Source organism: Streptomyces sp. NPDC030143 (assembly GCF_055573695.1).
Genome location: NZ_JBVIAY010000002.1, coordinates 518,459 through 531,148, shown reverse-complemented (window position 1 = coordinate 531,148; position 12,690 = coordinate 518,459). Strand labels below are relative to the sequence as shown.

General features: G+C 70.7%; 8 protein-coding genes. 3 read left to right on the top strand and 5 right to left on the bottom strand.

What is annotated here, in order from left to right; all coding sequences use genetic code 11:
- The first annotated feature begins 68 nt into the window (after positions 1-68).
- Positions 69-902, top strand: coding sequence for an aldo/keto reductase (locus tag ACZ4YY_RS05435; protein ID WP_468284068.1), 834 nt, complete (start codon positions 69-71; stop codon positions 900-902).
- 71 nt (positions 903-973) lie between these two features.
- On the opposite strand, the gene ACZ4YY_RS05430 is transcribed toward ACZ4YY_RS05435, so the two are convergent.
- From ACZ4YY_RS05430 to ACZ4YY_RS05415, 4 genes are all read right to left on the bottom strand, one after another.
- Positions 974-1,693, bottom strand: coding sequence for an SDR family oxidoreductase (locus tag ACZ4YY_RS05430; RefSeq protein WP_468284066.1), 720 nt, complete (start codon positions 1,691-1,693; stop codon positions 974-976).
- A gap of 96 nt (positions 1,694-1,789) precedes the next feature.
- Positions 1,790-2,725: a class I SAM-dependent methyltransferase gene (locus tag ACZ4YY_RS05425; protein ID WP_468284064.1), complete on the bottom strand. Its 936-nt coding sequence runs from the start codon at positions 2,723-2,725 to the stop codon at positions 1,790-1,792.
- Positions 2,726-2,958: 233 nt separating this feature from the next.
- Positions 2,959-4,683, bottom strand: coding sequence for a glycoside hydrolase family 6 protein (locus tag ACZ4YY_RS05420; protein WP_468284062.1), 1,725 nt, complete (start codon positions 4,681-4,683; stop codon positions 2,959-2,961).
- Positions 4,684-4,970: 287 nt separating this feature from the next.
- Positions 4,971-5,714 (bottom strand): cellulose binding domain-containing protein, encoded by a 744-nt coding sequence (locus ACZ4YY_RS05415; protein WP_468284060.1) that lies wholly within the window; start codon positions 5,712-5,714, stop codon positions 4,971-4,973.
- Positions 5,715-6,032: 318 nt separating this feature from the next.
- Between ACZ4YY_RS05415 and ACZ4YY_RS05410 the strand changes: the two genes are divergently transcribed.
- Together ACZ4YY_RS05410 and ACZ4YY_RS05405 are read left to right on the top strand one after the other, a co-directional pair.
- Positions 6,033-8,948 carry a glycoside hydrolase family 48 protein gene (locus ACZ4YY_RS05410; RefSeq protein WP_468284058.1) on the top strand — a complete coding sequence of 972 codons (2,916 nt, stop codon included), beginning with the start codon at positions 6,033-6,035 and terminating at the stop codon, positions 8,946-8,948.
- A 116-nt stretch (positions 8,949-9,064) separates the two neighbouring features.
- Complete coding sequence (locus tag ACZ4YY_RS05405) at positions 9,065-11,707, top strand: cellulose binding domain-containing protein (RefSeq protein WP_468284056.1); 2,643 nt, start codon at positions 9,065-9,067, stop codon at positions 11,705-11,707.
- A 94-nt stretch (positions 11,708-11,801) separates the two neighbouring features.
- Here the strand turns inward: ACZ4YY_RS05405 and ACZ4YY_RS05400 are convergent, their stop codons facing one another.
- The gene (locus tag ACZ4YY_RS05400) at positions 11,802-12,581 is read right to left on the bottom strand and encodes a class I SAM-dependent methyltransferase (protein ID WP_468284054.1); all 780 of its coding nucleotides are present in this window, start codon (positions 12,579-12,581) and stop codon (positions 11,802-11,804) included.
- Positions 12,582-12,690: the final 109 nt, after the last annotated feature.

The window sequence follows — 12,690 nt, the reverse complement described above, 5'->3', positions numbered from 1 at the left end:
CGGCGGGCGTCGTGATCGTTGACGATGGGAGTACCACTTTGACGGACAACCCGAAGGATCAAGAGCTCGTGAGCAGCAAGGTCCCCCCGATCAACCTCAACAACGGCGTCGAGATGCCCCAGCTGGGCTTCGGCGTCTGGCAGGTGCCGGACGACGAGGCGGAGCAGGCGGTCACCACCGCGCTGGAGGCCGGGTACCGCAGCATCGACACAGCGGCGATCTACGGCAACGAAGAGGGCACCGGCAAGGCCATCGCCTCCTCCGGTGTGCCCCGTAAGGACATCTTCGTCACCACCAAGCTCTGGAACAGCGACCAGGGGTACGACGCGACGTTGCGCGCGTTCGACACCTCCCTGGAGAAGCTGGGCCTCGACTACGTCGACCTGTACCTCATCCACTGGCCGCTGCCGGCCCAAGACGCCTACGTCGACACCTACAAGGCGTTCGAGAAGCTGCTGGCGGACGGCCGCGCGCGGGCCATCGGCGTCTCCAACTTCCTGCCTGAGCACCTCGAGCGGCTGATCGGTGAGACGTCGGTCATCCCGGCGGTCAACCAGATCGAGCTGCACCCGCACCTGCAGCAGCACGCCGCCCGGGAGTTCCACGCGGAGCAGGGCATCGCCACCGAGGCGTGGTCCCCGCTCGGCCAGGGCAAGGGCCTGCTGGAGGTCCCGGCGATCGTCGCCATCGCGCGCAAGCACGACCGCACCCCGGCGCAGGTCGTGCTGCGTTGGCACCTCCAGCTCGGCAACGTCGTGATCCCGAAGTCCGTGACGCCGTCACGGATCAAGGAGAACATCGAGGTGTTCGACTTCAGCCTCGACACCGAGGACCTGGCGGCGATCAGCGCGCTGAACGAGGACCGGCGCATCGGCCCCGACCCCGCCACGTTCCAGGGCTGAACGGCCCCGCCCGCGTCCGGAGGGCGCCTCCCCGTGTTCGGGGGAGGCGCCTTCTCGGTGCACGGGGACGGTCAGTTGGGCTGTCCGACGGGGCGTACGACGACGGTGTTGACGTCGACGCCCTCGGGTTGGCGGATCGCCCACACGACCGAGTCGGCGATCTGGTCGGCGGTGAGCAGGTGCCCGGGCGGCAGGCTTCCGTAGCTGTCCCAGAACGGGGTCTCCACCCGGCCGGGCGCGACCAGGGTCACGCCGATGCCCCACTCGGTGACCTGGCGGCGGGTGTTCTCCGCAAGACCGGTCACCGCCCACTTCGTCGCCCCGTAGAGGTTGCCCGGTGTGGGCACGAACCCGGCGACGCTGCCGAGCAGCACGATCCGGCCCCGCGTCCGACGGAGGGCGTCGACGGAGGCCCGGATCAGGAACGCGGGGCCGAGGACGTTGGTGAGGACCATGTCGGTCCAGCCGGCCGGGTCGCCCTCGGCTACGGAGTCGTGCGTGGCGGTGCCAGCGTTGGCGACGACTGTATCCAGTCGACCGTGGACCTTGAGCGTACGGTCGACCGCCGACTGTATGGAGTCGTAGTCCGCCGTGTCGCCGACGACCGTCAACAGTTCGTCGGGGTCACCGAGTTCCGCCGCGAAGGAGGCCAACCGCTCCTCGCCGCGCCCGGTGACGGTGACCCGGTACCCCGCGGCCAGCAGTTGGCGCGCGACAGCGGCGCCGATGCCGCTGCCGCCGCCGGTGATCAGGGCGACCGGTGCGGTCGGCGTGTCCGGAGAGTCGGTCATGGTGTGTACCCCCATCGCGTGACGTGAACAGGAGGGAGTCCACCACCTGGAGCGCACTCCAAGTCAAGCCGCGCCTTGACGGGAGCGGTCGACGGACTAAACCGCCTTGACGGCCGTGTGCACGGTGTGGGCCGCCAGGACGAAGACGTCAGGCCGGCGGTGCACGCCTTCGGGGTCCTGCGGGTCGAGCAGCCGGTCCAGGGTGGCGAGGTCCTCCGCGTCGAGCGCCTCGCCCACGACGTCGCGCAGCCGGCCGAGGGAGGTGGCGACATGGGCGCGCGCCCGGTCGGAGACGGGGGCGGGCAGGTCCAGAAGGAAGCTGCGGGTGCGGGTGTGCTTGAGGCCCGCGGCGTTCAGCAGCGCCGCCCAGTCCTCCGTCTCACCGACCGAACCCGGCAGGTCGGCCCGCATCCGGGCGAACCACTCCGCCTCGAGCACGTCGAGCCGCGCGTCGAGGCCGGGGCGGCCGAATCCGAGGTCGCGCGGCAGGAAGCGGGGCGGCAGACCGCCCTCCATGATCGCCAGCGTGCCGCCGGGCGCCAGCCGCTCGGCGAAGGCGGCGAGCGCGGCGCGCTGGTCACCCAGGTGGTGCAGACTGCGGCCCGCCCACAGCAGATCCGCTGGATAGTCCAACTCCCGCAGTGCGTCGGGAAGTTCACCGGCGAGCGTGCCGAAGCGGTCGCCGATGCCGAGCCGGTCGGCGCGTGCCCGGGCCCGTTCCAGCAGCGGCTGGGAGCCGTCGACCGCCATGACCCTCGCGCCGGGGAACGTCTCCGCGAACAGACAGGAGACGACTCCCGGCCCGCTGCCCGCGTCGACGATCAGCCCCGGCTCGGTCACCTCCTTGCCCAGCCAGGCCAGGGCCCGTTCGTACAGCGGGGTGAACAGTTCGGCCTGGGCCTCCAGGTGCGGGGCCATCGCGGCCCAGTCGATGTCGGTGTGGTGGCCGTGGTGGCCACCGCCGTGGTGGCCCGCCCCGTGGCCGTGCGCCTCGCCGTGCGTCCGGTGGGAGTCGTGCTGCTGGTGCGCCATGGTCGTCAGCCTCTCGTCCGTGATGCGGTCAGCGTGCGCCGACGCACCGCTCGAAGGCCACCGGTGTTGCCGAGGCGGCAAAAAAGACGGAGCGCGGTCCGGCCGGACTGACGATGCGGGGACCGGGGGCACGGCTGAGCCTGAGGCAGGGCTGAGCCGGGGCACGGCCGCACCAGGGCACGGCTGAGCCGGGGCCCGGAGGGTTCCGGGCCCCGGCGGTGTTCAGCCGGCCGTCAGGACAACGGCGGGTACGCGTTCTGCATCAGCTGCTGGAACTGGGCGGAGAACCAGTGCCCGGACAGCGGCGCGTTCGGCAGGGCGCCGGACATGTTGTTGTTGTTGCGCGGGTTGCCCGTGTAGGTCGGGTCGCACATGCGGTCGAAGCCCTTGCCCTCGTCGTTCGGGATCGCGCTGCTGGCCCCGTCGGACTCCCCCGGCGGCTTCATCCACACGTAGGCGTCGATCCCGGTCGCCGGGCTGGCCTTGGGCCGCTCGCCGAGGCCGGCACCGGCCTGGTTGCACCAGTTGCCGGTGTTGAACCGCCGGTCGTAGCGACCGCCGTCGACGTAGGTGTCGACGTTGGTCGTCGCCCCGGGTCCGGCGGGCCGGGCGGAACCGCCCCAGCCGTTGCGGGAGGTGTCGATCAGCATGCCGATGTCGGAGTTGAAGCCCGTCGACACCAGTTGGTTGCGGAACGCCTGGGCGAAGGACAGCTCGTCGACGTAGCGGTTCCAGTCGACCCACTTGGACTCGCGGACCGACTTGCCGGCCACGGAGTCGTTGATGGTGAAGTTGTTCTCCTTCAGGGCGCTGTAGTTGGCCGTGTTGGTGATGAAGCCGTGGACGTCGTTGACGGTGGCGCCCTCCGTGGTCGCCGCCTCCTTCATCAGCATGGCGCTCGGCCCGAAGTTGTCGTCCCAGCCGAGCCAGCCGTGGTGACCGGCGTCGATGTAGTTGTAGACGTTGGGCACGTCACCGAGCTTGTTCAGGGCGTAGCCGACGCCCTTCTGGTAGTTGCCGTTGGCCTTCATCACGTCGCACTGCGGGGTGGCGGTGGGCCGGCTGCCGGTGTTGGTGACGAGGTTGGGCAGCGAGTCGATCTCGATCGTGGTGACGATCCGCAGCGAGGCGTACTTGGAGTCCGCGAGGATCGCCTTGATCGGGTCGATGTACTGCGTCTTGTACTTGTCGATCTCGTCCGCCTTGAGCTCACCGTTGGAGGCGAGAGCCGAGCAGTCCCGTCCGGGCAGGTTGTAGATGACGAACTGGACGACGAGCTCGCCGGAGCCCTTCTGCCGCAGCGCCTCGTCGAGGTGGGCGCGCAGGCCCATGCGGCCGTTGACGCCGTTGATGGCGGCGATGCGGTCGAGCCAGATGCCGGTGGGCTGGTTGGAGATGCGGCTGCCGCCCGGTTCGGCGGCGGCGTTCGCCGACCACTCGGGGTTCACGTACACCTTGGCGCCCGAGTAGGGGTTGTCGACCCGGTTGCCGGGGTTCGTCGGGCCGGGGCCGGTCGGGCCGGGGCCGGTCGGCCCGCCGCCGTCGACGTTGCAGGTGACGCCGTCGAGCGTGAAGGTGGCCGGGATCGCGTTGCTGCCGCTGTAGGTGCCCTGGAACCCGAAGCTGACCGAGCCACCGGTGCCCAGCGCCCCGTTGTAGGTCTCGTTGGCCGCGGTGACCGCCGCGCCCGACTGACTGACCTTGGCGTTCCAGGCGCTGGTGACCCTCTGGCTGCCGGCGTAGGACCACTTCACCGCCCAGCTCGACTTGGCCGCCGAGTTGTTGGTGACGGTGACGTTGGCGGTGAAGCCGCTGCCCCAGTCGTTCTGCACCTTGTAGTCGACGGTGCAGGGGACGGCGGCGATGCCGGAGTCACCGGGGACGACGGCGAGCGCCGTCCCGGAGGCGCCGGCGACCAGTGCCAGCGCCGCGAGTAATGCTGTTTTGCTACGGCTCATGAGTGCGGGTTTCCTTCTCGTCTGCGGGTGTCGGTTGGTGCGGGTCTCATCCGTTCAGGACGCGCAGGTGGTCGCGCAGCCCCGTGCCGTACGCGGTGGGCGTCCCGTCGTAGCCTTAGATCGCCGACGGGCCGGAGGACGCGGTGCCAGGTGTTCCGGGTCCGGCCCAGGTACGACAGTCCTCGGTCGTCGGCCGCTTCACGGCCTGGCCGACGAAACGGTGCGAGCAGGTGTTCTTCCGGGGTCTCACCGGCCACCGGGGTCACCCGGGCGGCGGGGGCGAGCGTTCAGTTCCAGCGGGTGCGGTGCGCACCGGCGTCGTGGGCGGGGAGGTGGGGCAGGCGGGGCCGGCCCTCCTCGTTCAGGGGGGTGCGGACGGTGTCGGCGTTCCGGTCGGTGATCGCCCGGACGGCGGCGTCGGCGACGGTGCCGTCGGCGGTGCCGCGGACCTGCTCGCACATGAACTCGCCGCCGGAGCGGTCGACGCCGAGCAGACGGCGGGCGGTGCCGCCGGCGTCCGTGAACTCGTCGACCGGGACACGCGGTTCGGGCGGCTCGTCACCCCGTTCCGACGGGCCGGTGGGGGGCGGTGTGGGCGTGGGGGTGGTGGGGGGACAGGTCTGGCGGTCGGTGTGGGGGTGGGTTCGGTGTCCAGGGTGCGGGGTCGGGCGGGTCGTGCCGTTCGGCGTGGACGTCGCCGGTACGGCGTTCGTCGGTACGGCGTACGTCCCGGAGCGGGGCGCGGGGAAACCGGCGTCGGTGCCCGTGCCGGTGCCCGGCGCACCGTTGTGGCTCTCGTTCACCGCGGTGACCGTCGTGCCGAACGGGGACCACTCGGCGTTCCGGCCTTGAGTGGCCTTCTGCCCGTTCGCGACGTCGAAGCCCGGGCTCCGACCGCTCGGGGCGGCCGCGTCGTCGGTGCGTCGCGCGGCCCGGTGGAAGCCGACGCCCCACGGTCCGGTGGTGAAGTGCTCCACCGTGCACGCGGGTGTCGCTCCCTGCGCCGTCACGGCCGGCGAAGCCGCGCCCACGAGGGCGCCCTCACCGGTGACGGCTAAAACTACTGAACGCGGGGGGTGTCGCATGAGCGACTCCTTGCAGGTCGGGCGCACCGGGACGGACGCGTCGACTGATGGAATCGCTCCCACTGGTGTCAACGAAGCTAGCGCCAAGTGTCGGCAAAGAACAGGGGGGACACTGACTTTTGCTCAACAAGGGGCGTCGAATCTTTTCGACTCTTCAAGGACCTTGACCGCCCTCTAAGGCATCCCCACTATGGGAGCGCTCCCACTGGTTCAAGGCTTGTTGCTCCTCCCCCCTTCTCCGAGCCGCAAGGAGGAACCAGCACCATGAAACCCTCACGCAGGCGTCGCGCGGCGCGACGGCTGTGGACCGCCGCCGTGGCGGCCCTCGCTCTTCCGGTGGCCATGCTGAGCACGAGCACGACCGACGCCCAGGCGGCGGCGCTCCAGTGCAGCGTGGACTACAAGGCCAACGACTGGGGTTCCGGCTTCACGGCGGAGCTGACCCTCACCAACCGCGGCACGGATCCGATCAGCGGCTGGACCCTGTCCTACGCCTACGCGGGCAACCAGCGGCTGACGAACGGCTGGAACGGCAGCTGGTCGCAGTCCGGTCAGCGGATCACGGTGACCAACGCCCCGTACAACGCGACGATCGCCGCCGGCGCGGCGGTCGGTACGGGTGCGCAGTTCACCTACAGCGGCGCCAATGCCGCGCCCACCTCCTTCACCGTCAACGGCACCCCGTGCACCGGTGCGCACCAGCCCCCCATCACCGTGCTGACCAGCCCGGCGCCGGGTGCCGTCTACACGCAGGGTGATCCGGTGCCGCTCGCGGCCACCGCCGCGGCAGCCGACAACGCGACCGTCACCAAGGTCGAGTTCTACGACGACACCGCACTGCTCGGCACCGACACCACCGCGCCGTACTCCCTGTCGGCCTCCGGGCTGACCGTGGGCAGTCACTCGCTGGTGGCGAAGGCCTACGACAGTCTGGGTGCCTCGGCGTCGTCCACGCCGGTCGGCATCACGGTCGCCTCGGGCCCGGCGGTGGTGGCCTCCGCCCACCAGCTCGCCGTGCAGCAGGGCCGGACGGGGACGTACGAGATCAAGCTATCGACGCGGCCGTCGGCCAACGTGACCGTCACCACCGCACGGACCGGCGGCAACACCGGCCTGTCGGTGACCGGCGGTGCGAGCCTGACCTTCACCCCGTCGAACTGGAGCACCGCCCAGAGGGTGACGCTCACGGCCGCCGCCTCGGGTACGGGCGCGGCGACCTTCGAGTCGACGGCGACCGGCCACGCCAAGGCCACGGTGACCGCCACCCAGATCGCCGGGACCAAGGAGTACGACGCCCGGTTCCTGGAGCTCTACGGCAAGATCACCAACCCGGCGAACGGCTACTTCTCCCCCGAGGGCATCCCCTACCACTCGGTGGAGACGCTGATCGTCGAGGCCCCGGACCACGGCCACGAGACCACGTCGGAGGCCTACAGCTACCTCCTGTGGCTGCAGGCGATGTACGGCAAGGTCACAGGCGACTGGACGAAGTTCAACGGCGCCTGGGAGATCATGGAGAAGTACATGATCCCCACGCACGCCGACCAGCCGACGGGCTCCTTCTACAACGCGTCCAAGCCGGCCACCTACGCGCCGGAACTGGACACGCCGAACGAGTACCCGGCGAAACTGGACGCGGCGGCGTCGGTGGGCCCGGATCCGATCGCCGGTGAACTGAAGACCGCATACGGTACGGACGATGTCTACGGTATGCACTGGCTGCAGGACGTCGACAACGTCTACGGCTTCGGCAACTCGCCCGGCAAGTGCGAGGCGGGGCCGTCGGACACCGGCCCGTCGTACATCAACACCTTCCAGCGCGGTGCGCAGGAGTCGGTGTGGGAGACGGTGCCGCAGCCGACCTGCGACGCCTTCAAGTACGGCGGGAAGAACGGCTACCTGGACCTGTTCACGGGTGACGCCTCCTACGCCAAGCAGTGGAAGTTCACCAACGCGCCGGACGCCGACGCGCGCGCGGTGCAGGCCGCCTACTGGGCGGACATCTGGGCCGAGCAGCAGGGCAAGGGCGGCCAGGTGGCGGCGACGCTCGCCAAGGCGGCCAAGATGGGCGACTACCTGCGCTACGCAATGTACGACAAGTACTTCAAGAAGATCGGCAACTGCGTCGGGGCCTCCACCTGCCCGGCCGGTACCGGCAAGGACGCCTCGCACTACCTGCTGTCCTGGTACTACGCCTGGGGTGGTGCCACCGACACCAACGCGGGCTGGGCCTGGCGCATCGGCTCCAGCCACGCCCACGGCGGCTACCAGAACCCGCTGGCCGCCTACGCGCTCAGCAGCTACGCCGACCTGAAGCCCAAGTCGGCGACGGGGCAGGCGGACTGGGCGAAGTCGCTGGACCGGCAGCTGGAGTTCTACCGCTGGCTGCAGTCGAGCGAGGGCGCGATCGCGGGCGGGGCGACCAACAGCTGGGCGGGCCGCTACGCGACCCCGCCGGCCGGCAAGTCGACCTTCTACGGCATGTACTACGACCAGCAGCCCGTCTACCACGACCCGCCGTCCAACCAGTGGTTCGGCTTCCAGGCGTGGTCGATGGAGCGGGTCGCCGAGTACTACCAGCAGACGGGTGACGCGGACGCCAAGGTCGTCCTGGACAAGTGGGTCGACTGGGCGCTGTCCAAGACCACGGTCAACCCGGACGGCACCTTCCAGATCCCCTCCACGCTCCAGTGGTCGGGGCAGCCCGACACCTGGAACCCGTCGAGCCCCGGCGCCAACACCGGGCTTCACGTCACCGTCGCCGACTACACCAACGACGTCGGGGTGGCGGCCTCGTACGCCAAGACCCTGACGTACTACGCCGACCGCTCCGGTGACGCGGAGGCCAAGGCCACCGCCAAGGCGCTCCTGGACGGCATGTGGACCAACCACCAGGACGCCCTGGGCATCGCGGTCCCGGAGACCCGCGCCGACTACAACCGCTTCGACGACGGCGTGTACATCCCGAGCGGCTGGACCGGCACGATGCCGAACGGCGACGCGATCAACTCCTCCTCGACCTTCACCTCGCTCAGGTCCTTCTACAAGAACGACCCCTCCTGGTCGAAGATCGAGAGCTACCTCGCGGGCGGAGCCGCGCCCGTGTTCACGTACCACCGGTTCTGGGCCCAGGCGGACATCGCCCTGGCCATGGGCTCGTACGCGGAGCTACTCGAATAAGTCCCCGCTGACTCCGCGTACCGCGCCGGGCGGTCCCCACCCGCACAGGGGACCGCCCGGTCGTCGCACCCTGCTTCGCATGACTTCACATGGCTTCGCGAGGAAGGACCCCCACCGTGCGAAGAACCCGCATCCTCACGGCCGTCCTGGCGCTCGCCGCCGGTCTGCTCGCGGGCTCCCCGCCCGTCCTGGCGGCCGACGGCGGCCCGCAGGCGACCCTGGCGGCCGAGTCGTACACCTGGAAGAACGCCCGGATCGACGGCGGCGGCTTCGTCCCCGGCATCGTCTTCAACCGCAAGGAGAAGAACCTCGCCTACGCGCGCACCGACATCGGCGGCGCCTACCGCTGGGTCGAGTCGTCCAAGACGTGGACCCCGCTGCTGGACTCGGTCGGCTGGGACAACTGGGGACACACCGGCGTGGTGAGCCTCGCCTCCGACTCCGTCGACCCCGACCGGGTGTACGCGGCCGTGGGCACCTACACCAACAGCTGGGACCCGGGCAACGGGGCCGTGATGCGGTCCACGGACCGGGGCGCGAGCTGGCGGCGGACCGACCTGCCGTTCAAACTGGGCGGCAACATGCCCGGCCGGGGCATGGGCGAGCGGCTCGCCGTCGACCCGAACCGCAACAGCGTGCTGTACCTGGGCGCGCCCAGCGGCAAGGGCCTGTGGCGCTCGACGGACGCGGGCCTCACCTGGTCGCAGGTGACCAACTTCCCCAACGTCGGCACCTACGTGCAGGATCCGAGCGACACCTCCGGCTACGCCTCCGACAACCAGGGCATCGTGTGGGTCACCTTCGACGAGTCCACGGGCGCGTCGGGCAGCGCGACGCGGACGATCTACGTCGGGGTCGCCGACCAACAGAACGCGGTCTACCGCTCGACGGACGCGGGCGCGACCTGGTCGCGGCTGGCGGGCCAGCCGACGGGGCACCTCGCACACAAGGGTGTACTGGATACCGTCAACGGCCACTTGTACATCGCATACAGCGACAAGGGGGGTCCGTACGACGGCGGCAAGGGCCGGCTGTGGCGGTACGCGACGGCGACCGGCACCTGGACGGACATCAGTCCGGTGGCGGAGGCCGACACGTACTACGGCTTCAGCGGGCTGACGGTGGACCGGCAGAGGCCGGGCACGGTGATGGCCACCGCCTACAGTTCCTGGTGGCCGGACACCCAGATCTTCCGCTCCACGGACAGCGGCGCCACCTGGACGAAGGCGTGGGACTACAGCTCGTACCCCACCCGGGCGAACCGCTACACGATGGACGTCTCGTCGGCGCCGTGGCTGACCTGGGGCGCCCATCCGGCACCGCCCGAGCAGACCCCGAAGCTGGGGTGGATGACCGAGTCGCTGGAGATCGACCCGTTCAACTCCAACCGGATGATGTACGGCACGGGCGCGACCGTCTACGGCACGGAGAACCTGACCGACTGGGACTCCGGCGGGCAGTTCACCATCAAGCCGATGGTGCAGGGCCTGGAGGAGACCGCGGTCAACGACCTCGCCGCTCCCCCGTCCGGCGCCCCGCTGCTCAGTGCGCTAGGTGACATCGGCGGCTTCCGGCACACGGACCTGACGAAGGTCCCGTCGATGATGTTCACCGCGCCGAACTTCACGTCCACGACGAGCCTGGACTACGCCGAGGCCGACCCGAACACGGTGGTGCGGGTCGGCGACCTGGACTCCGGGCCGCACGTGGCCTTCTCGACGGACAACGGCGCCAACTGGTTCGCGGGGAGCGACCCTTCGGGCGTGAGTGGCGGAGGAACGGTGGCCGCGGCGGCCGACGGCAGCCGGTTCGTGTGGAGTCCGGCGGGCGCCGGGGTGCACCACACCACCGGATTCGGGTCGTCCTGGTCGGCGTCGAGCGGCATTCCGGCCGGTGCGATCGTGGAGTCCGACCGTGTGGACCCGAAGACCTTCTACGGCTTCAAGTCGGGCAAGTTCTACGTGAGTTCGGACGGCGGTGCGACCTTCGCGGCGTCCTCGGCGGCCGGCCTGCCCAGCGGCGACAGCGTGCGCTTCAAGGCGCTGCCCGGCTCGAAGGGCGACGTGTGGCTGGCGGGCGGGGCGAGCGACGGCGCGTACGGCCTGTGGCACTCCTCCGACGGCGGGGCGACCTTCACCAAGCTGTCCAACGTCCAGCAGGCTGACACGATCGGCTTCGGCAAGGCGGCCCCGGGGGTCTCCTACCAGACCCTCTACACCAGCGCGAAGATCGCCGGCGTGCGCGGCATCTTCCGGTCCACCGACAAGGGCGCGACCTGGACCCGCATCAACGACGACGCCCACCAGTGGGGTTGGACGGGGGCCGCGATCACCGGCGACCCGCGGGTGTACGGACGCGTGTACGTCGCGACCAACGGCCGGGGCGTGATCTACGGCGACACCTCGGACTCCGGTGGCGGTACGGAGCCGACGCCCACGAGTGCCTGCGCGGTGACGTACACGATCACCAACCAGTGGTCGGGCGGCTTCCAGGCGGACGTGAAACTCGCCAACACGGGGACGAGCGCCTGGTCCGGCTGGAGCCTCAACTGGGCCTTCCCGAACGGCCAGTCGATCTCCCAGGCCTGGAACGCCGAGCACACGCAGTCGGGTGCGACGGTGACGGCGAAGAACGTCGGCTGGAACGGTTCCGTGGCCGCGGGCTCGTCCGTGAGCTTCGGCTTCACGGGAAGCTGGTCCGGAACGAACACGAAACCGACGGCGTTCAAGCTGGGTGAGCGGACCTGCACGGTGACCTGACGCAACGGGGGCGCGTGCCGACTCCGGCACACGCCCCATCCCCCGGTCCCCCGGACACCCGGTCCACGCGGAGGAGGCGGACGGGTTCCGCCGGTCAGTCGCCGCCCGGCTGCACGGGTTTGCCGGGGGGCTGCCTCGACTTGCGGAACGCCCGGAGGGTGAACCAGGGGTCCGGGCGGGGCCGGTCCTGGTCGGGCAGCAACTCCAGCCGTGCGGCGAACCGCTCGGCGAGCGGCTCGCCCGGCGGCAGGGTGACGAACCAGCCGCGCCGCAGGTCGGCGATCGTACGGCGCGGACTGCGGCCCTGCCCCCGGCCGGGGAAGCGGCTCCGCCCGGTGGCGCGCAGGCCGCATGCGACGGCGTACGACTCGACGAGCCCCGCCTCGTCCCGGGCCGCACGCGGGGGCCGCGAGGCCAGAACGGCGTCGATGTCGCTGCCGACGTTGTGCGCGGCCGCCTTGTCGACCGTCGTGACGTACACCCCTCCGGGCCGCAGCACCCGCGCACACTCGGCGACGATCGCGCGCACGTCGGCGTCGGTCTCCGCGAGGTGCAGCAGCCACACCGTACTGACGGCGTCGAACTCGCCGTCCCTGAAAGGAAGTCGGCGGCTGTCGGCCCGCACGACGGCACCGGGCAGGCGCACGGCGGCCTGACGGACCATCGCGACCGCCAGATCGACCCCCGTCACCCGCAGCCCCGGGCGTCCGGCCGCGAGGCGACGCGTGACGATGCCGGTGCCGCAGGCAACGTCCAGCAGACGGTGCGCCCCGGCCGGCACCAGGCCCAGCACGGCGTCCGAGGCGGCGGCCGCACGGGGCTCACCGCCGCGCGAGGCGTCGTAGCGTTCGGCTTCCTCCTCGTAGTCCAGCATTCGGGCCCCCCGTTCCCGTCGTCCCGCACCCCGTCCGTCCCGCGCCCGTCCGGCTCCCCCGTCCGACGTGCTCTGTCCGCAGTCCAGCATCCACAGTCCACCGCATACA